Raw genomic sequence first — 23,717 nt, forward strand, 5'->3', positions numbered from 1 at the left:
TCGACTGAGCCAGGGAAAATGGATGGCAATCAATCGACGGTCGTTCCTAAAGCTTCTTGCGCCGTCGCTGGCTCTTTCCAGTCTTCCGTTCCCAGTGGACGCCGACGACGCGAAGGATGCCGTCTTCATTGTCATCGACGGTTTCGACCCGACCATACCCGCTGAATATCTGCGCGCCTTTGTCGAGACCTTTCTAGAAATCGGTGTCCCAATCGGTTTGATACCGAACTCGAACCTGGCATCTGAGACAAAAAAAACGACCGCTTACGGGTTTCGACGGATCTTCGCGGAGAATCCTGACATGGTGGAGCCAGTATTGTGGCTGCCCGGTCTGAAGGAACTTCCTAGCTACTTCCAGCGCCGCGCGGCTAGCGATGCTATTAAACAGGTGAGCGGCTTGCTGGAGGGCTTTGACGGCGTGACCCGGCACGGGCCTGTGACGATCGCGACGGACGCCTCGACACCTTCGAATTACGATGGTCTCAGGTGCTTGGGCATTCGAAATGTCCTGTCTTTGTTTCCATCGCCATCTGTCTCATCAACGGGTTGCGCCCAACGCACCGTTTGCCTTTACGGCAGCAAGCAACTCATGATCGTCGACGTGGCTGATCCAGCCCCTTGGATCGAGGAGGTATTTGCGGAAGCGGGCTGGCGGCAGATCGTTTTCTCATTGGCCGGGATTGGGCAGATCTCTATCCAGGATGCAAGGTTGCGCGCACAGCGAGTATCCGACGCCATCGGTAGGGAACTCAGTCTGGGAAGACGTTTCCTGGTGCTCCCACGTGAACATGCGCGGTGGTTCGGGGCGGACCAATTGCGCTTCGTTGCCGTCCGGATCGAATCCGGCACTGGAGTTTCTTCTGCGGCAATAACCGCGTTTATGGATGAGCTTGAAGCACTGGAAATCCCAGTTACCGACACGCGGCCTTCTGATCTTGAGAGCGAAATCGACCTTATGCTGTTGCCCGGCGCTTCGGCGGCCTTCGACGGTAGCGGACATTTCATCCGCGGCGACACCACGATGTCGCAAGCCGCGTCGCTACTCGCCAACGGTAATCTGATGCAGGACGCTATCCTCGCCATCGGCCCGCAGGACTATGAGACCCTGCATGCCCGCAAGGCGACGCTCGACACGTTGGACCGGTTTCGGCAAGATCCGGGGACGCGGCTCGTGGACGTGACCGATTTCTTCACCGCGACGACGGCACCTGACCCGGTATTCGACCTACTGCGTGAAACCCGACGCGACATAATCGACGACACTGATCCGCAGGCTCTAACGGGCGACGAACTCTTGGCCGACGCACGTCAGGCATGGGCCTATTTTGAACGTTTCTCTATTCCCGCGACAGGGCTATGCGTCGATACCGCAGATGTACAAGACGGCTATTCTTGGCTCCACCGCGAGCTGACGATGTGGGATCTTGGGAGCCTGTTCGCCGCCGTCATGGCCGCTCATGAAATTGGGCTGATCTCCGACGCCGACTTTGTTGCGCGTTCGGAGCTTCTGATCAATGCGCTGCCAGTTGTCCCCATCGGTAAATTACTGCTCCCGAGCGAAGTAATTTCGGCAGATATCGGTGCTTCGCTTTCCAGAAATTTCAACGCATGCGATACCGGCCGTCTCCTAAGTTTATTGCGAGAACTTGATGCCCATCCGCTAGCCCAAGGCATCGCGGTGGAAAAGGTCGCGCAATGGGATCTGGACGGCGTGGTCATAGGTGGGCACGTTCACTCCGTCATCAACGGGCGGCCCATTGATCGTTTCCGGTCGCAATGCGCGCATTATACCGCCCGCGCCTTCCGGGCGTGGGGTATAGCGGCCGACTCTCCGTATGAAGTAGCGGACGCGGTTTCTAAAACAGACCGGGATATGCAGACACTCCTGACTCTTGCCGGCCTCGATCCCCTTGGCGCCGAACCTCTGCTGCTTGAAGCGCTTGAAACAGGGCTTTCTGAGCCATCGCATCTACTGGCGGATGCGCTTTTCAGCGCGCAAAGGCGCGATTACGAAAGATCAGGCAAGCTCATTTGCATGTCCGAGGCACCGATAAACCGTGAGCCATGGTTTACCTATCAGGGACTGAACATCACTGCTTCGGAGGAGCGTTGGAGGGTGAATGTGACCTCGTCCGATCCCCGCTTTGCGACATCGGATTTCCGTCGCGCGATCATGCTCGTGAACACCAAGGCCGCATATCTGTGGGCTGCAACCCGGCCATCCTCCTATTCTAGCCTCCTCGTCCGCCATGTGCGCGATCGGGCACGACTTGAAGGTATAGGCTTCTCGCCCGGTGTTTTCGTGGCAACAGGAAAGGGTATGCCAGGCTACTCGGACATCAATACGAACGGCATCGTCCTGGAAGCAATTTCGTTCATAACAAGGGGCCGCAAGCCTCGCGCAAGTCTCTAATTGGTCTTGTAAGAAGAAACGAGGTTAAGACGAGCAAGGGGCTTTCTTAGCCTCGTCTGATGACCAGACTTTCCCCTTATCGTTACATCGAAACCAGCCCCGAGATCATCCGCCTTGCCGTGATGCTCTACGTTCGGTTCTGGCGATTTACAGGAAACAGGTCGATGGCTCAATAATCGTGCCGAGGACTCGCACCTCGCCTTCCGACGACGAGAGCGTGCGATGCTTCGTTTCCGGCGCATGCGAAGTCTTCAGAAGTTCGCCTCCGTCCACACCTCCGTCCAAAACCACTTCAACCAGGAACGCAGCCTCTTCTGAAGACCTCACTTCAAGGCCAACCGCGCCGCCGCTCTCGACGAGTGGCGCGGTCTCTGCGCGGCATCAAGGACAGCTGTCTTGTCCTATTGGAGACTGGTTCGCATTCGTCTGGCAGCACCGCCACCGACGTAAGTCATTGGTATTAATCACAAAAAAGACGATTTTCGGTCGATTTCTCCGTGCCTTACGCCTCCACCGCCTACAAAGAGACCGTTGCGCCGTGAGCGCCGCGATGGGTCTCTGCGGGTCGCATCGTCCGGTTCGGTCTTGGCGAAGAATTCCCTGCGTGCAGGGAATTTGCAGGGAAATATCCGGAAATGGCCTCGAACTGCCGTGTCGGGCCGTGATTTTACGTTCTGAATCAGGTACTTGGAAGGAAATTCCCTGCTAACCGCGGCAGGAAACATGCAGCAATTTGCGATGTCGAAAGAACCCGGACGCGGTGTTGGAAAAGCCGCCTTGCCCGAACTGCCGCTCAAATCCCGTAGAGCTGTTTGTAGAGGTGGGCAGGCGAACGTTGCGCCGGACGTTCGAATGTCGCCAACACCGTCTTGATCGATCAAGGAAGTGGCGTCAGACCGTTACGATTTCGTCGTCGGTACATAACGCCATAGCGGCCCTGCCGTCGTGCCGCGTCCTTTGCCCGTCAACGGTACGCGCATCAGGTGCTGTGCCTGATCCTTCAGGCTGAACATCACCGGCACGACCCGCGCAAGGGCCGGCTTGTCCCCGTTGAAGGTGGCATTCAGCCCGTCGAGGAGTTCGCTGTAACTGCGGTTGAACCGGTCGGACAACTCCTGCACCTCGGGCAGTCCTGTATAGTCCGCCGCATTCGGATCATCCTTCATCGGCCAGACCGCGGTCCAGTCAACGACAAGATCACCGCCGCTCGGTGGTTCGCCAAGACGGTCGGTCGGAAGGTAGTAGCGGCTGTGAAGGATTTCATCGAACTTGAAGAAATGCGCGATGTCCCAGCGGTCCTCGCCTTCGGGCGCGGGGATAAGGTCATTGTCGCAGGCGCGTTGCCCCAGCGCAGCCCCTTCGCCCTCATCCATGATCTCCTTGATCGCCGTGCGGGCGGTGGCGAGGTTGTGGACGGCAATCACGTCGCCTCCGGCACCGTAATAGTCGCCGGGATCGATCTGTCGGGCGGCGTCGCCGACAAAGATCTTCTGCTCTTCGTGGTCCGCGCAGGCCTTTTCCAGCTTGCCGAGAACATAAAGGTAGAAACCGCCGATGGTTTCGTAATCTGCATGGGCATCGCTTGCAGGATCCTTCGGTGCCCGCTCGACCTCGCGGAAGCATTTGATCTGGTCGGGCGTGAAGCGGCGCAAGTGCAGTACCGGTCCTTTTCCGTCCAGAATTGGCATCGGATAAGAGGGCAGCTGCTTGGGGTCGTTTACCACTGGCCGGCAACCGATCGCATTCATCAGATTGGCGACCAGCACCATGTGCAGCATTTCCTCGACCATCACCTGACGGATGACCTCAATCGGTTCGGCATTGACGATCTCGGGCGAGCTTCGGTCGTATTGCCCCTGTTCCTTGATTGAATAGCAGGCAGTGGCGTAGGGCGGGATCGTTGAAAGTTCCAGCATCAGCGCCTTTTGCAACAGCGCCCCAAGCTCGGCCCGGTCGCGCTCGATGTTCTTATCTTTTGTCATTTCAGTGCCTTCTCAATCGCGTCAGCCGCTTTGAATGCAAGCGCCGCCAATGTGAGCGTCGGGTTGGAGGTGGCGATCGTCGGCATCGACCCGCAGCCGACCATCCAGAGATTGTCGTGGTCATGCGTGCGCATGCCGGCATCGGTCACGGAAGTCTGTCGGTCATTTCCCATCCGGTGGGTGCCAACCAGATGCCCGGCGCCGAACACGCTGTATCCATTGCCGTCATAGGTCAGATACCCGGCATCGGACGGGTTGTAGGACGTGTGGTTCCTGATCCCTATGCGGCGGAAGATCGTCATGCAGATCTCATGCGCCATCGCCAGACCGGCGCGCGAATAATCATCGACATCATAACTGATTACCGGGCGGTACTCTCCCATGGCATCGCGATAGGCGGAGTCGATTGACACACGGTTCGAGGCTTTGGGAAGCTGTTCGACCAGAATGCCGATACGGACCTGTCGCTGGACATCGTCATAGAGCTTCCGCCGCAGGCCCGGGCCGAAGAGGTTCTCCCCCTCCACCAGTTGCGAGACGTTGCTGTACGGGGCACCCGCCGCGAAATCCCATCCGGTATTGCCAAGCTCCAGCCGGAATGCGGCTTTTTGATCGCGGAACCTGCCATCACGGAAGGATTCGATACCTGCAGTAGATTGCGGGCCACGGAACGGGCCCACAGGGTGTTCGGCTAACCCCCAGGCCATCATATAGGGATGATCCATCAGGTTGCGGCCAAGAGCCTGACTCGACTGGCACAGCCCGGATGCGAGGGCGAGGGTCGCGTTTTCCACCGCGCCGCCTGCCAGAACGTATTTCTTCGCGCGTACCCGCCGCAATTCATACTGGGTGACACCGGGAAAGGCGTAGCGCTTGTAGATGATGCCCGAGACCCGGTTGTTCTCGTCCAGTTCGACCCGCGAGGCGATCGACTGGGTCTGGACCTTGAAGATCTTGGCGATGTCATCATCCCTGACAGTCGCGGCCCCTTTGCCGCCGGACTTCTTTTCGGCCCTGCTTTTGCCCAGTGCTTCGGCATCGGCAAGAGTTTTCATCGCATTGTACTTGGCCTGAATCGGGCAGATCGGGATGCAGTTGGTATTGCCCTCGCAGCGCTGGCCCATGAAGGCAAAGGCCCCCGTCGCGCCACGCGGCTTGAACGGCGTGCCGTCATGGCCGGAAAATGGCTTGGCCCCCTTGGCAATCGCGCGCGGGATCGAGTTTCGGCCCTGTGGTGTGTTGGAGACCTTTGGCTCTACAATATCCTCGCCCTTTTCCGGAACCCCGCCCGGATCGCGCTGACCGCTGGTCGATATCCTGAGCCCCTGCATTCCCTTTACGAAATACCGGTCGCAATAGGATATCGGCAGCGCATGCATCGGGTAGTCATACTCTTTTGCGAAATATGCCTTGTTGTCGCCGGCCTCCGACGTCCGGATGCCCAGAGCCTGCGGCGTCTGTTCCGCAGCTTCAGCAGAGACGCCGATCTCCCATTCCGCCTTTTCGTAATAGGGCCGCAGTTCTGTATAGCCTACCGGCCAGTCGACGCCCTTGCCGAAACGGCTCGCCATCTCGAAATCGGCGGGCAGCATCCGCAGACTGGTCCCGAGCCAGTGCAGCGTGGTGCCGCCGTAGGCCCGCAGATAGTTGCTGCCGAAGGGCATCGGGCCGCGCTGGACGAAATAGCCGTTTGTATCGGGCACCGTGCCACGGACGGGCGTGATATCAAGCACTTCGGGCGACGGGACCGTGGGCAGGTTCGGATAGGGTGAATTCGGTGTCTTGGCGAGCGAGAGATAGAACTTGTCCAGATACTCGCGATAGGTCTGCCAGTCCTGTCCGTGGTCCGCGCCCGCTTCGAGCATGAGCACGGTCCGTCCCTTTGCCAGCAATTGCTTGGCCAGGATCGCACCGGCAATGCCGGCGCCGATAATCACGACGTCATATTCTCTTTCGTCTTCCAGAGGCTGGACCATGATCAAACCCTCCGCCGAGGCGGTTCCATGGCCCAAGCGCCGTATCCCTGCGGCTTGGCACCCACCGGATGCGCCCCGATCGCATCCCAGACCAGCCCCTCCTTGTAGGCCCGGGTCGAGATGATCTTTGACACGTTGAACCGTGACACCCCGTATTTCCGACACCAGTCCTGCGACAGCGGCACCCATTGCCCGAGATACCAAAGCTGGATCAGAGACCGTGCCAGAGGACCAAGCCGGTCGCTTGAAAGGTAGATTCGGCGCACTTCCGAGGCACCGACCTCTGGATCGTTGGCAAACGTCTTTTCCAGCGCGACAGCATGGCTCAGAAACTCGTGAAGGATGGGCTCGGGCGTGACCTGCCGGAACTGATGCCAGTAGTCTTCGCCGCATCCGGTCGCGTGGAGCTCCGCCTTGGAATAACCGGTGAGCACCGCGCTGATGGCGGTGAATTCATCACGGTCGTTCTGCATGTCGGGGTCTGTCTTATGCCTGGTCATCGTGCCGGTCCCGATCAATGGCGTCCATGTAGAATCCGCGCGGCTCGATACAGGCGGGTGGGCTTTCGAAGATCTGCACGGCGGCTGGCTGCATGTCCGAGAATAATGCCCGCATGTCCTTCGTCATGGCAAAGTCGTTGTCGCCGATCTCCAGCCTGATCTTTCTGGCCTGCGCGGGCGACAGCATCACCGTGTCGAAAAGCCCGACAATGGTCCATCGTGTCCAGATAGTCCGGCCAAGTCCGGTCGCGAATTCGGGGATCGGCGTGCAGTTGGTCTTGGTCCAGTTGTAGCCGGTGAAGTCCGAGCGTAGGCGATAGACGAATGTATCCGGATCATCGGGGTTGATCAGTTCGATCCGCCAGGCCTGCTTGGTTGTCGGCGGCTCCTGCGCGGTCATCGCCGCGTTCAGCGACGGGACCACATAGTTGAAGACGCCATAGAATTTGGGCTCACCGAACACGGCGCGGCCCGCCTCGACGGCCACCCTGTTGTCGGCCGCCACATGCAGGCGCAAATGGCCGATGGTCTTGGTCTGGTCGCGTCCGTAGAGATATTCCCAAAGCGGCATCTTCGGAACACCGCCCTTGCGGTTGGCGGGATAGGCGAGCAGGTTGAACTCGACCTCGTTGGTGGTGCCCAGCGAATTGTCGTAATGGGCGGTGTACCTTTGAAAATTGAGCAGGATGACCGCCCGCTCTTCGGTTTTGCCGCTCTCCGTCTCGACCGGAAAGCGCGCGACGCAGAGGCCGGTATTTTCGACATAACGCTCGGCCTGTTCGATTGAGGTGTACCAGTACATCCACTGACATTGCAGCGATGCGTACATGAAGGGGAATGTGTCGAACTTTTTCGGCAGTTCGGGCATCACGCCACTGGCCGGCACCTGTTCACAGCACGATTCCCGCGCCGTTTTCTTTGGCTTTTTCGTCATTGTCCCCTCCGGTTTATCGTTCGGTCGCGGCCGTCTCCAAATTCGTCCCTTATGTCGGTCCTTTGTATTCGTTTGCCGTTCAGCTTTCGGCGGTTTCGGCCTTGCTGTCCGCTTTTGCATATTGCCGGGCACTGTCCTCGGCGCGGCGCTGATGCCCGGGCATGCCCATGTCGCGCGCCATGTCGATTGCCTGCCGGAACCGGGCCGCACCCTCCGCCTTGTCGCCCAGCGCCATGGCGATCTCACCGTCAAGCCGGACCAGTTCAGGCGCCCAGAATGCCTCGCCGCTTTCCTCTTCGAATCGTTGGGCCTCGGCGACCAAATCCCTGGCTTGCCGCGCCTGACCAAGCGACATCGCGACATCGGCATGGAGATACCGGAAATAGCTGAGCCCGAGCCGTGATGCGGTGCTACGCCATTCCCCCAGACCCTGTTCGATCATCTCCAACGCCTTTTCGCCCAGTTCCGCGCGGCGTGCCCAGCTGTTCATCACGCGCCCCCAGCCAAGCCAGAAATGGAAGGCGTTCTTTTCGGAAAGCGTGATCAGCCGGGCCGAGCTTTGCCGCACCGCATCTTCATCGCCAAGGAACTGGTAGATCCAGCTTGCGAAGGCCAATGAAAAGGAAAGCGTGAACGGATGTTCGGTCTCAGGTGCCAGTTCCAGCGCCTTCTCGATGGCCGACAGCGCGTCCTCGTCGCGACCGCAGAGCCAGTAGCTCCACGCGGCATAGGCATGGATCGCGACGCCAAGATCGACAACGTCGAAATTCAGACCGCGACGCCGGTCCTCAAGGCTCAGCTTGACGTCCATCCCCTTTTGCAGAACCTCCAGCGCTTCCGCCGGTCTGCCGAGATAGGTGAGCACCGATCCGAGCGAGCGGTAGGTCACTGCCGTGATAACCGGATCGGCGCTCGCGTCCAGCATCGACCCAAGCTGCTCGGCATTCTCCAGGGCCTCCGCGTATTCGCCGCCGATCATGGAAGAGCGGAACTGCCCGTAGACGACCTTGAACAACCGGTCCAGTTCGCCGTAGCGGGTGCACAATTCGCGCGCCCGGGCATAGGCACCGCGCACCGATGGATGCGCATAGCCGTTCACGAAGGCGAAGGGCACCGCGATCATGATCTGAAGATCCATTTCCCTGCGGTCGCGTTCCTCCGTTTCGGGCAGATGTGCCAGGCTGGACAAGGCGAACTGAAGATGTTCGATCGCTTCGGGATTGGCCGACCGTTCCGTCGCGACACTCGCGGCCGCGCGCCAGTATCCCTCGGCGATCAGGTGGTCACCGGCGAGCATGAAGTGATGGCCCAGCAATTCGGGCTCGGTCTTCGCGGTTTCGGGATAAAGATTTTCCAGTACGGCCGCGATGCGTCCATGCCACTTTGCGCGCGAGGTGCGCAGCATCGACTGATAGGCCGCTTCCTGCACCAGCGCATGGCGGAACTGGAAGACGGCTTCCTCATCCATCCCGCCGACGGGCACGATCAGATCCGCATCGATGAGCTTTGCCAGCGCATCGTCGACCGTGCGTTCCTCACCGGCGTGAACGCGGCACAGGATGGTGCGGTCGAATGTCCGTCCGATGGTCGAGGCAATCTGGGCCACTTGCCGGACTTCCGTCAGCCGGTCGAGGCGGGACATCAGGGAATCCTGCAGCGATGCCGGTATCGCCAGCGAGAGATCGCCCTTGAATGTCTCACCCCCGGCCAGAAGCCCGCTTTCGATGACCATCTTGGTCAGTTCTTCGATGAACAGCGGCACGCCATCGGTGCGCAGCACGATCTGTTTAAGGATCGGTTCGGGCGGGCGGACTTGCGCAATGTTCTCGATCAAAGCGATGGTCTCACGCCGCCCGAGACGGTTCAGTTCCAGCGCGGTGACATGCGCCAGGTTTTTCCAGGGGGATACGAATTCAGGCCGCGCGGTGATCAGCAACAGGCAGCGCTGCCGTTGCAGCAGGCTTATCCAGCGGGACACGAATTCAAGCGTGGAGGGGTCGATCCAATGCGCGTCGTCGATCACCATCAAGAGCGGCTTTTGGTCCGACATTGCGCCGCAGACCTGAATCATCGCGTTGATGGCCTCCAGCTTCTCCTGCTCAGGGTGCGATGTGGCGGAGAGACCCGCGAAATCCTCTCCGAAACCGAGAAGGTTGGCGATCGGGGGCGCCACGAAGGATTGATCAACATCCAACCCGTCCAGAAAAAGATGGAGTTTGCGGCGCTTCACCTCATCCGTGTCGGACTTGGAGAGGTTGAGCAAAACGCCGAATGCTTCTTTGGCCGAATAGAAGGGGCTGTTCTTGTGAATGACCGATCCGAACAGGACCAGCCGGTTTGCCTCGCCGTCGGGCAACTCCTGGTCGAGCGAAAAGATGATGCGGGATTTGCCAATTCCGGCCTCGCCGGTGACGAGCATCACCTGTCCGTCCCCCTCCTGCGCTTCTTCCCAGCGGGTTGAAACGAGGGCGATTTCGGCTTTGCGGCCGATGACCGGGGTCGCCGGGCGGGCCTGCTGGCGCCGGGCGATGTCTGTAGCGCTGCTGGGGCGCATAGCCTGATACAGTTCCATCGGGTCCCTTACCCCATGCAGGGTCTGAGGCCCGAGCGATCTGAACATCAGTTGCGCACCGGCCAGCCGCCGGGTTGCGGCCGAGGTGACGACCTGTCCGGCCGCAGCGAAGGCCTGTATCCTTGCGGCGATATTGGGGGTGTCGCCAAAGAGCGACATCTTCTCAATATGGTCGCCCGAACCGGTCTGGCCCACGACTACGGAACCGGTGTGCAGCCCCACCCTGACTTGGGTGGAAAGGTCGAGACGCGGAAAAAACCCCGCAATCGCGGGTGCCGCCTCGGCAATTTCCAGCGCGGCCAATACCGCAGCATATGCACTTCCTTCATGCGCTACCGGGTAGCCGAAGTACACGACCACGCCATCGCCGACGAAATTCGCGACATGTCCGTTATATTGTTCGACGATTCCGGTGACTACGGCCCGGTAATGGGCGATCAGTTCCCGGTAATCTTCAGGGTCCAGCGCCTCGGATATGGCGGTTGAACCGACCAGATCGCTGAACAAAACGGTAAGCTGCCTCCGTTCAGCCGTCTGCTCTGGGTCATCTTTAGTTCTGTCTTGTGGAGCTCTAATTTGCGGGGGAGCGGGCTGCGCGGCGGAATTGCTGGCAACGGACGTCCCGCAATTCACGCAGAACTTGGCATTCGGGCTGATCTCCGACCGGCATTCGGGGCAACGCGGGGCGATGGATGTGCCGCATTCCTGGCAGAACTTGGCCCGTTCGGGATTCTGTGTGTCGCAGTTCGGGCAACGCACAATTCTGCCTCCTGCAAATCGGGCGGCCATTAAAACAGGGAGTTGGTTTCCCAAAAGCCGCATGCCGCAAATGTCATTTGTATAGGTACAAGATGTTCCCGGAAAACGCTACGTGGAATTAAGGGATTCATCGGGAAATTGAGGCGCTTGCGATGTGGTTCCGCAGCATGGGCAATCAACCTGCCTGCCGGGATGCATTTCCGGACGACAATGCTTATAAAAAACAACCAATGGTAGAATTATTTATTCGTTTGTGACCCCATTCGATATTGCGCAATCGGTGCGGGCGCATTCAATTGAGTAGGCCAACTTATACAGCGGCAGCCTCTCTCAACAATGAAATATTCGCGTTCGCGGCAACGAGTTTCGCGCTCGTATCACGCATCAGACATTGCTGCATGCACAGCCCAAGTTCCGCTTCTGCTGCGGCCAGGGCACGAAGTTTCTCCGCATCCGCCTCAAAGATACGGGCAGGGCTGACGGTCGTCAGCGTTGCAGAGGCAGGTGCGCCGGTGAAACAGGTTACTTCGCCAACGAATTCCCCGTTGGCGCAGTTTCCGATCGAGTGTCCGTTAATCGACGCATTTGCTGTGCCGGTTGCCAGATAATAGAGCTTGCCAATCACTTTGCCTTCAGTGGCCAGCACATGGCCAGCGCCGACATCGCGCCATACGCCGGTGTCAAGGAAGCGCCGTGCGTTCATGGCGGAAAGCTCGGGAAACTTGCGCGTCAGAAGCTCTTTTTCCTCGTTGTTGAACCGCGTCTTGCGCCAGAGGAGATAGGTGCGCGTAAGCCCAACGATGCTGATAATGATCCAGCTGATCTGTATGATCGCCGACCACAGGTTGAAACTCGCAATCAGCGAAATCAGAACCAATACGGCCGCCAACAAATTCATCACCGTATAGGGGTAGCGGGACCCTCTCAGCAGACCGAACTGCAAACCCGCATAGGCACCGAGATAGAGAGCAACCCCCAAAAAGCCGCAGACTTCGAAAAAACCATCCCAGACTGCATAATTCATACACGTTTCTCCACAATCTGCGTGATGGTTTAATCTCTTTTCTAAGGAGCGATGAGTAGGCCGAGCTATCCGGCGTGGGGTTTGGACCGTCAGAAGCCGCTTTGCCCAGATACTCGCGCGTGACCTTGTCAGTCGTGATAGGCTCCTCGGCGACTACTCACAACTATTTTCTTATGCCTGACACAACTCCCAGAATAGCGTAGCTCAGGCCGCCGATTGGGGCTACGTTCGGGATCGACTACACGAGACAGTCATGTTGGGAAATGAATGGCAGGACTAGCTCTATCTGACTTACTGGTGCTTTCTGCCGCCGGCATGTTTGTTCTGGGGTATTTGATCATCAATCAGGTGATACTCCGACTCATGCTTCTGTTCGGAACTGCGCTTTACATCTGTTACTATGCAGTCGTTGATACCTCGCCTCTTTGGCCGGCGATTTGGGCCAGCATGGCTACCGGTACTGCGAATCTGATCGGCCTTATGGCGCTGATCTATCGACGTTCACCCTGGGCGGTCCCAAAGATGTACCGCGATGTTTACCCTCGTTTCCAAATGCTGCCGCCTGGCGATTTTCGAAAACTTGTGAAGGTCGCAGAACGGTCGACACGGCCTGCGGGATATCCGCTTACCGTTGGGGGCCAACCCGTATCTACGCTCTACTACATTATTGATGGCGCGGTGAGGTTGGAGAAGTTCGGAGAGAGTTTCGATATTCCGGATGCCGTTTTTGTGGGTGAGGTTGGCTACCTGACAAATCGTCGAGCCTCTGCTTCGACTGTTCTGACGAAAGAGAGCGACGTTCTGGAATGGGACGTAGATTTATTGAAGCAGCGCTCAAAGCGCGACCCTCGGTTTCGATTGGCTATCGACGCGGTGATCTCACTGGATCTGGCTGGGAAAGTTGCCCGCGCGGGATCTCCTGTACAGCGGCGTAATAGTTCCGTGTCCGCCTCTACAGACGCAGAGGAACACTCAGTTACGACTTGGGCTGGACCGTAAAGCCAAATCAAAAGGGATTCGGGCGCAACATGGTCACCCAAACCGCTTCTCACCGTTGAAGTTCATAGGTCATGGTAACCGTTTGACCAACCACCGATCTTTCAAGCCGTCGGACCAGATCACGGTCGGTAGCATTCTGTATCTTCGGCGACAGGTAACTTGATCAACAGTCAGAGACGGACCGTGCCGATCGACTTGGCAATGGGCTTCACTCTCCCAGAGCTGTCGATAAGCGAGATGATGTTTCCGCAAGTTTCAAGCGCAAATCGCCTGCAATCGAGCGCTCCAAATCCGCCAACGCTTCTGGATTGCGCTGCAAAAAACGTAAAAGACCTTCGCGCTCGATCACAAATATACGCGCTGGGGTCACTGTGCGCACAGTTGCCGTCGCAGGTTCGCCACTGGAAAGCGTAAGTTCGCCCACCAACGCGCCGGCGGTAATTGTGGCAATGTGCCGGCCACCTCTTTCGATATGGCATACCCCATTCATGATCATCGACAACGCGGCGATGGGCTGGCCTTGCGTCGTCAGGATCATACCTTCATCGGCATCCAGAAAACGTCCGATGTTTAGAAACTTGCGCGCGCGGTCCTTTTTAAGAGAGGGCACAATGCGTCGCACGACCTCCGCCTGCTCATCTGTCAGTTTAATAAATCGATGTACGATATAGATCCTGGACATGCCGATCACACTGATGACGGACCAACAGATCTCGATTGTCACTGAGAATGGGTTGTAGTCGCGCGTGAGGCTGATCAGAACGGCAAGCGAAGACACAAGATTGATGGCCGGAAAGATATACCCGTCACCTTTCAGAACGCCGATTTGCAGGCCGAAATATGCACCAACATATCCGAGTACGCCCATTGTCCCAACAACATCGAGCAGATCTACTTCGGCCCACCAATGAGATAAGCCAAGCATGCTAAACATCCTCCCGATACAGAGCTAACTCTCTAGACCCGCTGCAGTCTGAACAACTCTTGTTCGGGTCGACGAGAATCAGCCCCTCGCGCAGATATCAGTCATTTGGGCGGTAGCTGCAGGTATACACCAAGCATTCTTTATTGATAGCTGGATTAAGCAGGTGTTCGGCGGCGAAAACCTCTGGTGCCAAAGTTACGCTGTGGTCTAATACGCCTAGTCCGATAGCATCCTGAACAGTTCCGTCATTCGCATCAGGCGCCGGGCAAGGTATCCTGCGGCAAGACGGTGCAGATCCGCTGCGGCAGCCCGACCGTCCAGACTGTTAGGTATCCGGTCGAGGTCGATCTTCAGCACCTCTGCATCCGCGTCCGCTAACACCCCTGCCGTACGCGGCACACCTGCATAATAGGCAATCTCCCCGACAAGGGCACCCGGAACAAATCGTGCAACAACGAGTTTCCGACCATCATCGCCGGCGATCTCGGCGCGAAGCTGACCAGCAAGAAGCTGGTAGATCGCTGTCGACTCGCTGCCTTCTGACACCAGAGTCATGCCTTGCTTCAGTTTCAGTCTCTCGGAAAATTCTGAGGTGTCGAGCGTCGGGTAGTCAGCACAAAGACTATTCAGAACGCCATCAACGGCTTCATCCAATTTGTCCTGACCAAGTTGCCTGGTCTCGATTTCCAGAAGTGCGTCGTCGAGTGTCCGATAAAGCGATGCATCAATGTGGTGACCTGCGGTCTCAAGCCGTCCGGAAATCTTGTCTGAGAGTCCGGACAGAAAGAACTCCGCGCGATTCCGATCGCACAACTCTCCGATCCGGTAGAAGGAGAAGGCCGCCGACGAGTCTACGCCGGTGACCCGTGACAGGTCGAACACCACGTATCTTGGCGGGTCCTCATGTTCGAACTCGATACGCAGACTATCGAGCAGCCTGCTTGCCGTTCCAAAGAACAAGAAACCCCCAAGCTCGAATATTCGAGTTTCTCTTCCTTTCCTTCCAAGAAAAGCAAGTTCGTCATGACCACGCTCTACCGAGGACCGGCGCAACGCCCCGCTGGATCTTAGTCGCACGACGTCGATCCCGGCATATGACACAATGAACATGATGGCGGCTGCGAACAGTCCCACAACCAGCGCCTCAAGAAATCCAACTCCAGCCGCGGTAACAAGTATGACGCCGATGATGGCCATGTCGCCGGCCGGAAGGCGGCGGCGTTGAACCCAAAGCCAGTCATACAGCAGGTCGATCCCGAGAAAGGCGATGACACTTGCCGCAAGTCCGACCGGCAATGCGCCTATGACCGAGGCACCGAAGAACAGGGTAAGGGCAGAGGCGACGGCTACGGTCCACCCCGCCAGCGGCCCGACTAGCCCCATTCTGTTCGCCAGCAAGGTTTCACCCAGAAGGTGGTATCCGACCAAACCGCCGGTGGCTCCTGCCGCCACGTTCGCCACACCGGTGGATTTCAGATCGTGTTCAAAATCGAGTTCTTTTCCAAGTGCAACTTCAATGGCGCTCGCGTTGAGAAGCAGGCCGACGACTGCGACTGCTGCGATGGCAATGACCGTCGCTGACTGCTTTAGGATGAGTGCCCAGTCCGCCAGCAAGGGAATCTCGAGTGACAAGCCCCGGAGAAAATAGTTGGACTCAAAAGGACCAAGAAGCAGACCCTTCTCCGCAGCTTCCGAAAGATTGAGGCCGATTAGCCAGAGTGCGATGTAAAACCCGGCCAAGCCAACAAAGAGAATGGCCGGTAGCACAAAACTGGACCGCGATAGCCGGACAGCGACAACGGCCAACACGCTAAAGACAATCCATGGTACCCAGCGAACCATGGCGTCGGACTCAAAAAGACGCTGAACGTTCCAGACCGTGATACTGTCCTTCATCAGCATGGAGAGCGAGCCCGTGACAAGCAGAAATCCCGTCGCCGCAAGCAAGCCGCCGATCACCGAATAGGGGATGAACCGTGCGATCGCACCGAGCCGAAAATACCCGGCGACGTAGAAAGTTACACCGCTCAATAACGTCGATACACCAATGAAGGTTGCCACGGTCGCAAAGGTGGAATTCGATGCCGCCGACGCAGATGCCCCGGCAATCGCCGCGGCCGCGCCAGCCATCAGGATGGTAGGAACATCCTGCGCATGACATATAGAGCCGCGGTAGGATGCTGTCTGCGCCACAATCACGGGCATCGCGATGGACCCGAGAAGGGCGAGTCCGATACCCTTAGAAAGATGAACCGTGAGTGGCCCAGCATAGACGAACGCAGCAAACGATATTGCGAACGAAACACTGAGCGCCGCAAGGACGAATGCCGCCACGAGAGTGCTCGCGGCGCTGGAAAGCGACCGGGAAGAGCGCACGTCCCTTTCTATGGTGAGCCGACTCAAGCCAAGTCTCGTCTCTGCCGGGCAATAACGAGCCTTGCTTGCTGATGCTGAGACACCAGGACCGTGTCAAGAAGGATGTAATGTTGCAACGCGCCAAAAACCTTGAATCTTCCCGATGTCTAAACGGCGGCATCCGTTTGGAATTTCATCGAAGCATTGTCTGACATCGACGTATTAAACCGATCTGCCCGGTCCGGCGCAACTCTGATTGTTTGCCCGCATGACCGTATTTCTCTTTTTATTTGAAGGCCATTTGTGCTACCGCTGGTAAGTTCATGATTACTCTGGGGGGGTTGGTTATGAAGTTGCTTTCGCTTGTTTTCGGCGCTTTTTTTGGTTTTTCTGTTTTGGTTCCTTGCCCGGTATTAGCTCAGTCGGGTGAAGTCGTAAAAGTTACTCAACCGGCGATAATTGTTCGGGATGGCCAGCGAACCCAGCTAGAGTTGGGTGATGCTGTCAATGTTGGCGAAACCATCGTTACGGGCGGCAGCGCCGAGGCCCAGATCGTTTTTTCCGATCAGACCAGAATTGTCGTCGGACCGAACTCGCAATTGCGGGTAGATACGCTTTTGTTTAACTCAAACTCATCGGCCAAACGCTTCGCGGTTACTGCAGCCAAGGGGACGTTCAGATTTCTCAGTGGCAAGAGCCCGAGTAAGGCCTATTCGGTCCGCACACCAATTGCGACGATGGGTGTGCGCGGAACGGCGTTCGATTTCGCAGTTCCGGCAAAAGACTACACTGATCTGGTGGTCCATGACGGCGAGGTTCGCTTTTGCCGACAGGGCGTTTCCACATGTGCGAGCGTACCGAGTGGATGCCAGACCGTGCGCATGCAGAAGAAGCTGTTGACGCAGCCTGCGACGAATGCGGATCGTCAGAAGGTCCTCGGCGAGGCCTTTCCATATGCTATCGATCAGAGTTCGCTAAGGAATGACTTTCATACTGCAATCGAGAGCTGCAAAGGGCGCGGCGCCACGGCGTTGAGGCAGATCAACCTTCCCTCGATCGCTTCGAGGCAACTGCAACGGGATGATCCTAAACGACGTGCAGCCAATGTGAGGCCAGAGGAGCCCCGCGAGGAGGACGAAAGACCAGAGGAACCCGACGAACGTGAAGATGATTTGCTGGAATGATCTGAGCGTATTCCGGTGCTGAGCAGGGGTTTCGGCGCTGTTTCGACCGAGGTCTTTTGATGGCGCGTCGTCGATACCGTGTTGTTTACGCCCTCATGGCGCTTGGATTCGTTGGGTTTCTCGCGGCGATACGGATTTCGGATCCTGCACCGATGGTTGCCTTGCGCGAGGCATATTTCGACCAACTTCAGCAACTTCGCCCCAGACAGGCGGTCGATCTTCCGGTGCGCGTCATCGATGTTGATGAGGCGTCATTGTCCCGGTTGGGGCAATGGCCCTGGCCCCGGCATGTATTGGCAAGGTTAAACGAAAGACTGGCCGAACTGGGAGCGGCCGTCGTCGTTTATGATGTCCTTTTCGCAGAGACTGACAGGCTTTCCATATCGCGCTTGCTGGACGACCCAATCGTGGCAGACGCGCTTGCCGGTGTGGATGGAGTGACCGCAATCGAGCAACTGGATTTTGACCAGATGTTTGCCGGGTCAATGAGCCGACTTCCCGTGGTCCTTGGCGTTTCGCATGCAGGCGGTAGCGGTCAGCGCGCACAAGATGCCAAGGCGGGGTTTGTTCAGGTTGGAGGCGGGGTCGATGGTGTTCCGGTGCTTCCGACAGTTACAGGGATTGTTCCGGTACTTTATGATGCCGCGACCGGCCTAGGCAGCATCAATGTAAGTCCGTCGGGGTCGGGCGGAGTGGTCCGCGAGGTTCCCCTGATCTGGAAAACCGAAAGCGGATTTCTTCCCAGTCTCGCGGTTGAAGCCCTGCGCATCGCGCTGCAGGAAAGCACTTTCATTCTTCAGAGCGATCCGTCTGACATCGGTTTGTCGGGAATTCGGATCGGCGCCTACAATGTGCCAACCAATGAACAGGGGCAGTTCCGGGTTCACTACCGGCCCGACACGTCCGACCTGTATGTATCAGCATATAAAGTGCTCGACCGCGATCACGACCAAGAGACGAGACAATGGCTTGAAGGCAGCATCGTGTTCGTCGGCACCTCGGCGGCGGGCCTTCTGGATATACGCAGGACCGCGCTTTCGGAAAGCATTCCCGGCGTTTCCATCCACGCGCAGATCGTCGAACAGATCCTTCTTGAACACTATCTGACGCGAACAACGGTTCAGGACACTATCGAAGTCGCGCTTTTTGCGACGACCTGCCTGCTGGTTTTTCTTGCGTTGATTTTATTTGGACCAGTGATCTCGGTAATTTTGGGTGGAATTGCCGGCGCGGCCACGTTTGCTCTTTCCTGGCAACTTTATGCGGTCAATGGCATCCTCCTAGACGCAACCTTTCCGGCTCTTGGTGGCTTTCTTGTTTTCACCGCTCTGACGGCATTTCAGTTCATCGTAATTGATCGTGAAAAGCGAATGATCCGTGGCTCATTCTCGAAATACGTGTCACCAACGATCTTGAGCGAGATTGAGAAAAAAGGTCACGAGCTCAAGCTTGGCGGCGACATGCGCGATGTGCTGGTCATGTTTTCTGATATTCGTGAATTCACTCCGTTGAGTGAATCCGTTTCAGCGGAGGATCTTGTCGTATTGCTGAACGACCTGTTTTCAGAATTAACTGACGAAATTCTGGCAGAGAGCGGCACAATCGACAAATACATTGGCGACTCGATAATGGCCTTCTGGAACGCGCCGGTGCCAGTGGAAAACTATCACTCGCGGGCCTGCAACGCTGCGCTGAGGATGCGTGCAAAACTGGCGGCATTCTCGGACAAACGGGACCGCGTGGGTCAACGTCAAATCCGCATGGCAACCGGTCTTGCATCCGGGTCGGCATGCGTCGGTAACATGGGCTCAAGGGACAGATACAATTACTCGGTCATCGGCGCAGTCGTGAACGAAGCGGCGCGCATCGAAACCGCGTGTCGGGAAGTCGGCTATGATATTGTCGTGACCAAGGCGGTTGCCGATCATGCCAGGGGACTGGCGCTGCTGGAAGCCGGAGAACTCGACCTTAAGGGAGTGTCGCAACGAATGCCGGCGTTTCTGGTGGTCGGTGACGCCAGCATGTCAATGTCCGACAGCTTTCGGGCATTGGACGGTGCACATAAAAGTCTTGTTGCGGCGGTTCGTAACGGTGCGGACATTGTATCCAGTCTTTCAGAATGCCGGGACCTTTGTATGCGGGTAGACCCAGCTCTGCTGGACTTCTACAGCCGGATCGAAACTCGACGCTCAAACTTCCTGCCGGACCCGGGCAGGCGGCCTGAAGATCGCCCCGGCGTGGCGCAATAGGCTTCGGATTGACATGAGAAGTTGATGGCTGACAGTTCAGCCGAACGAGAGGAGTCTGGTGGTGATTTGGATTGAATTACTCGGATGGATTGCCGCCGGATTCACGATTGCCGCCTATTCAATGCGAACCATGCTGCCCCTGCGTGTGGCCGCGATCTTCGCCAATGTTTTCTTCATTGCTTACGGTGGACTTGCCGGTGTTTACCCCAATCTGGCTCTTCATCTGCTGTTGTTGCCTTTCAACATTTTCCGGCTGGTGGAGATTCTGCGGGTAACCAGGCGCATACGCGCGGCAAGGAAGGCCGATATTGATTTCGACTGGCTGACGCAGCTGGTCTCGCCGCGAAGATTCGCCGACAAGGAGATCCTGTTCCGCAAAGGCGATCGACCCGACAATCTCTACTATGTAGTTTCTGGCACTATCCGATTGTCCGAAGCCGATATTGTCCTGGGCGCCGGCGAGTTTCTGGGCGAAATCGCGTTTTTCACTGACGCCAAAGAGCGAACATTGACTGCTGTCTGCGATGGTCCTTGCGAGGTCGTGCCAATCGACGAGTCCACGTTCATGCGACTTTACTATCAGAACCCCGCCTTTGGCATGTATATCGTGCGCCTGATCTCGCGAAGACTCCTTCAGGGCATGCGTGAAATGCCGCAAGTCTATGGCCCTGTTGTCAAAAATGTCTAAAAACAGGCCCGGAGCAGCCGGACGCGACCGCAGCGAAGCGACGACAATTAATTAGAATTTATTCCGGCCTGTAGATAAGATCAAAAAAAAGGGGATAACTTGGTTTGAAAAAGCCGTACTTTTACGCACGGGGTGAATGTGAGCGATGAGATCAGTTGGGTGCTCCGCCTAGCGGTGCTCCTACAATTCAAGCACCTTTTAGCGGATTTCATGCTTCAGAATGCATACATTCTGAACAATCGCAGCAAGTGGGGCCATCCTGGTGGCATTTTACATGCTGCAATACATGTTGTCGGCTCGCTGATAGTACTGGCTGTCATGGCCGTTCCGGCCCAGTACATTGTCCGCCTTTTGATTTTCGAGGGTTTCGTTCACTACCACATCGACTGGATCAAGGATAACGTCGGCAAACGATACAATCTCACACCCGACAATCGTTCGTTCTGGGTGTTGACGGGGTTGGATCAGTACATGCATCAACTGACATATGTCGCAATGATTATCTATTGTGTAAGCTGAGCGGCCACGGCCCAAGTATCTGTATAGATCGTTCGTTCTGCTCTCCGTCGAAAGCCCCTTTATTCGGTTCCCGGCGAATGCGAGGGCGTTACAAGTTCGCCGTCGTCCACGCATCCGTCTCAAACCACTTCATCCGGGAACGCTGCCTCTCCAACCATACATCATCAAGGCGAACCGCACCGCTGCTCTCACCGAGTGGCGCGGCCTTTGCGCGGCATAAGGGACAGTAAGACTTGACTGGCAGAGACTGGTTCGAAATAGTCTGCCAGCTCCGCCACAGCCCGGATGGAACCGAAGCTCAGTCCTGCAAAGAAGGCGAGAGCGCAGTGTGCTCTGCCGTCATCGTCGGCCAACTCCTCCAAACGATCTTGTGAGCGGGTGTGACGCGATGCCCCGTGACGCCGGATGGTGGATCGGCTAAGGCTGGTTTCATGTTGGAAACCGGTATCATTGACGCAGGTTTTGCCCTCGCGGCGCTGATCGCGCTCTTTGCGGGGTTGCTGTCTTTCCTCAGCCCCTGTGTGCTGCCGATCGTGCCGCCCTACCTCGCCTATATGGGCGGGATCAGCATGGGCGAACTGCAGGGCGACGGGGCAGGGCGGCGGCGGACGCTTTTCGCGGCCTTGTTCTTTGTCCTTGGCCTGTCGACGGTCTTCCTGTTGCTTGGGGCGGCGGCCTCGGCTTTTGGCAGGATGATCACGCCATGGATGGACTGGTTCAACACTGGTGCCGGGATCGTGGTGATGGTGTTCGGGGCGCATTTTCTGGGCGTAATCACGCTGCCCTTTCTGAACCGCGAGGCGCGGATTGACGCGGGTGACAAAGGCGGATCGGCTTTTGGCGCCTATATTCTCGGCCTTGCCTTCGCCTTCGGCTGGACCCCCTGTATCGGCCCGCAGTTGGGCATGATCCTGTCGCTGGTGATCGACGAGGCGTCGTTGACCCGGGGCACGGCTTTGTTGGCGGTCTATGCCGCCGGGTTGGGCCTGCCCTTCCTGATCGTCGCCGCCTTCCTGCCACGTCTGACCGGATTCATGGGGCTGCTGAAACGCCATATGGAGCGGATCGAGCGGGTGATGGGGCTGCTGCTGTGGACCATCGGCCTTCTGATGCTCACCGGTGGATTCAGCCAGTTCTCCTATTGGCTTCTGGAAACCTTCCCGGCTCTGGCACTGGTGGGCTGACCGGCCCGTTTTCGCACCAAAAGCCCTTAAAACGGATGATTTAAGCCCGAACGCCCACAGTTGGGCGCATGTGGGCTACCGGCTGCGTCCGATCGACGTGAAGGGTGTTGCGCTGTGCTAGAAATAGTCGGGCGGACGGCACGATTCGGCCGTTAGCAAGGATGGTTTAGGCCGGGACAGGCGATGTCACGGAAAGGGTATTTGAGGGTGACAAAGTTCGGCAGAAACCGGAAGGAGCGCAGGGCGCTCCACCCAATTGGCGCGGGCTCAGCCGCGCCACCTCAGATGCCCGTCCAGCCGTCCTTCGACCACATGACCGCGCAGCACATTCAGACGGATGAAGCGCGACTCTCGAACACTCTTGTCGGCAAAGTCGATGCGCTTCACTTGGGCGGCAAGTTCAGAAACCGCCTCGACAAAATCCTTCTTCGGCTGGTGATCCGGGGCGATCGCCGCGTAGCGCGAAAAATCGACCCGGTAGGACCGGTTGTCGGGCGCGGCATTGGTATTGATCTCGACCGCGACACCGCCCAGTGCGGCGGCAACATCCTTTGCCAGTTGACCGATCTGCCAGGTCCAATCCTGCGAACCGACATTGACCTCGATAAGCGTGTCCCCATCGCGTGTCACCGCCCATTCGATGGCGCGGGACATGTCTTCGACATGGATCAGCGGACGCCAGGGTGTGCCGTCGGACAGGACTTCGATCCGGCCTGTGCGCAAAGCGGTCGCGACGAAGTCGTTCAGCACAAGGTCGAGGCGCAGCATCGGGCTTGCCCCACAGGCGGTGGAAAACCGCAAGGATGTGACCATGAAGGCATCAGTTGCAAGTGGCCGCAGGCCTTCTTCGGTCGCGACCTTCGACCGCGCATAGGCGGTCAGCGGGTTCAGCGTATCAGTTTCCTTGCGGAAGCTGTCAGACCCGGCGCCGTACATCGAGCAGGACGAGGCAAAGACAAAACGGCGAACGCCTGCCGCGCGGGCGGCCTTTGCCGCACCGAGAACGGCTTCGGAATTGATCGCGGCCGTGGCACCTTCGAATTCCTTACCGATCGGGTCATTGGAAACGGCGGCAAGTGCCACGACCGCATCCATACCGGCGAAATCGTCCGGACCAAGATCGCGGATGTCGGCCTTGCGCTGGCTGGAAAATGCGTCGTCGGGAAACTCGTCGGTTTCAGAGCCCTTGAACCAGTTGGCATCAACCCCGTGAAGCTCAACCCCAGGCAGTGCCTGCGCCAAATGCCGGGCCGCAACCGGACCGATATAACCCCGGTGCCCGATAAGCATGATCTTCATGATTGCATCCATGCGTCCTGTGGCCTCCACCGGCATAGCTGTAGCGCGGACCGGGTCAGTGTGCTACCCCGCGTGAGACGGGAAAGGGGTTTCACCGGCAGGGTTTGCCGGACTGGGTGCGCAGCGGGCAACAATAGCACAGCCTTGCCGTTTTT

The 23,717-nt window shown here is 57.6% G+C and carries 16 protein-coding genes and 1 pseudogene; 8 read left to right on the top strand and 9 right to left on the bottom strand.

Annotation, left to right across the window (positions count from 1 at the left end; all coding sequences use genetic code 11):
- Nucleotides 1-22: 22 nt before the first annotated feature.
- The gene (locus QKW60_RS12360; RefSeq protein ID WP_282369118.1) at nucleotides 23-2,413 is read left to right on the top strand and encodes a DUF3131 domain-containing protein; all 2,391 of its coding nucleotides are present in this window, start codon (nucleotides 23-25) and stop codon (nucleotides 2,411-2,413) included.
- Between the two features lie 135 nt (nucleotides 2,414-2,548).
- Nucleotides 2,549-2,794 (top strand): annotated as a pseudogene (locus tag QKW60_RS12365) (DDE-type integrase/transposase/recombinase); the annotation flags it as partial.
- A 518-nt stretch (nucleotides 2,795-3,312) separates the two neighbouring features.
- Here the strand turns inward: QKW60_RS12365 and QKW60_RS12370 are convergent.
- From QKW60_RS12370 to QKW60_RS12395, 6 genes are all read right to left on the bottom strand, one after another.
- Nucleotides 3,313-4,395 carry a ferritin-like domain-containing protein gene (locus QKW60_RS12370; RefSeq protein ID WP_282369120.1) on the bottom strand — a complete coding sequence of 361 codons (1,083 nt, stop codon included), beginning with the start codon at nucleotides 4,393-4,395 and terminating at the stop codon, nucleotides 3,313-3,315.
- Complete coding sequence (locus QKW60_RS12375) at nucleotides 4,392-6,371, bottom strand: GMC oxidoreductase (protein WP_282369122.1); 1,980 nt, start codon at nucleotides 6,369-6,371, stop codon at nucleotides 4,392-4,394. Before QKW60_RS12375 ends, QKW60_RS12370 begins: the two co-directional genes overlap by 4 nt.
- Before the next feature lie 2 nt (nucleotides 6,372-6,373).
- Nucleotides 6,374-6,871, bottom strand: a complete 498-nt coding sequence (locus tag QKW60_RS12380; protein WP_282369123.1) for a hypothetical protein — start codon at nucleotides 6,869-6,871, stop codon at nucleotides 6,374-6,376.
- Nucleotides 6,858-7,805 carry a hypothetical protein gene (locus QKW60_RS12385; RefSeq protein WP_282369125.1) on the bottom strand — a complete coding sequence of 316 codons (948 nt, stop codon included), beginning with the start codon at nucleotides 7,803-7,805 and terminating at the stop codon, nucleotides 6,858-6,860. The genes QKW60_RS12380 and QKW60_RS12385 overlap by 14 nt, the downstream gene beginning before the upstream one ends.
- Before the next feature lie 79 nt (nucleotides 7,806-7,884).
- Complete coding sequence (locus tag QKW60_RS12390) at nucleotides 7,885-11,199, bottom strand: adenylate/guanylate cyclase domain-containing protein (protein WP_336619163.1); 3,315 nt, start codon at nucleotides 11,197-11,199, stop codon at nucleotides 7,885-7,887.
- A 247-nt stretch (nucleotides 11,200-11,446) separates the two neighbouring features.
- Nucleotides 11,447-12,160, bottom strand: a complete 714-nt coding sequence (locus QKW60_RS12395; RefSeq protein WP_282369128.1) for a CBU_0592 family membrane protein — start codon at nucleotides 12,158-12,160, stop codon at nucleotides 11,447-11,449.
- Between the two features lie 267 nt (nucleotides 12,161-12,427).
- Here QKW60_RS12395 and QKW60_RS12400 point away from each other — a divergent pair, with 267 nt between their 5' ends.
- The gene (locus QKW60_RS12400) at nucleotides 12,428-13,159 is read left to right on the top strand and encodes a cyclic nucleotide-binding domain-containing protein (RefSeq protein ID WP_282369130.1); all 732 of its coding nucleotides are present in this window, start codon (nucleotides 12,428-12,430) and stop codon (nucleotides 13,157-13,159) included.
- A gap of 208 nt (nucleotides 13,160-13,367) precedes the next feature.
- Here QKW60_RS12400 and QKW60_RS12405 read toward each other — a convergent pair whose 3' ends face one another.
- Both QKW60_RS12405 and QKW60_RS12410 read right to left on the bottom strand, forming a co-directional pair.
- On the bottom strand, nucleotides 13,368-14,084 hold the full coding sequence (locus QKW60_RS12405; RefSeq protein WP_282369132.1) for a cyclic nucleotide-binding domain-containing protein: 717 nt from the start codon (nucleotides 14,082-14,084) through the stop codon (nucleotides 13,368-13,370).
- A gap of 216 nt (nucleotides 14,085-14,300) precedes the next feature.
- Entirely contained in the window at nucleotides 14,301-16,487 is a 2,187-nt protein-coding gene (locus QKW60_RS12410; RefSeq protein WP_282369134.1) for a SulP family inorganic anion transporter, read from the bottom strand.
- A gap of 299 nt (nucleotides 16,488-16,786) precedes the next feature.
- Between QKW60_RS12410 and QKW60_RS12415 the strand changes: the two genes are divergently transcribed.
- The 5 genes from QKW60_RS12415 (at nucleotide 16,787) to QKW60_RS12435 (ending at nucleotide 22,263) form a co-directional block, all read left to right on the top strand.
- Entirely contained in the window at nucleotides 16,787-17,623 is an 837-nt protein-coding gene (locus QKW60_RS12415; RefSeq protein WP_282369135.1) for a FecR family protein, read from the top strand.
- Nucleotides 17,624-17,682: 59 nt separating this feature from the next.
- Nucleotides 17,683-19,872: a CHASE2 domain-containing protein gene (locus tag QKW60_RS12420; RefSeq protein WP_282369136.1), complete on the top strand. Its 2,190-nt coding sequence runs from the start codon at nucleotides 17,683-17,685 to the stop codon at nucleotides 19,870-19,872.
- Nucleotides 19,873-19,933: 61 nt separating this feature from the next.
- Nucleotides 19,934-20,560, top strand: coding sequence for a Crp/Fnr family transcriptional regulator (locus QKW60_RS12425; RefSeq protein ID WP_282369137.1), 627 nt, complete (start codon nucleotides 19,934-19,936; stop codon nucleotides 20,558-20,560).
- A 138-nt stretch (nucleotides 20,561-20,698) separates the two neighbouring features.
- Entirely contained in the window at nucleotides 20,699-21,079 is a 381-nt protein-coding gene (locus QKW60_RS12430; RefSeq protein WP_282369138.1) for a DUF3307 domain-containing protein, read from the top strand.
- A gap of 431 nt (nucleotides 21,080-21,510) precedes the next feature.
- A complete protein-coding gene (locus QKW60_RS12435; RefSeq protein ID WP_282369139.1) occupies nucleotides 21,511-22,263 on the top strand; it encodes a cytochrome c biogenesis CcdA family protein in 753 nt (250 codons plus the stop codon).
- 267 nt (nucleotides 22,264-22,530) lie between these two features.
- Here the strand turns inward: QKW60_RS12435 and QKW60_RS12440 are convergent, their stop codons facing one another.
- Nucleotides 22,531-23,562, bottom strand: coding sequence for an NAD-dependent epimerase/dehydratase family protein (locus QKW60_RS12440; protein WP_282369140.1), 1,032 nt, complete (start codon nucleotides 23,560-23,562; stop codon nucleotides 22,531-22,533).
- Nucleotides 23,563-23,717 lie beyond the last annotated feature (155 nt).

The sequence above is a fragment of the Albidovulum aestuarii genome (assembly GCF_029961185.1).
In the GTDB taxonomy this organism is placed as follows: domain Bacteria; phylum Pseudomonadota; class Alphaproteobacteria; order Rhodobacterales; family Rhodobacteraceae; genus Albidovulum; species Albidovulum aestuarii.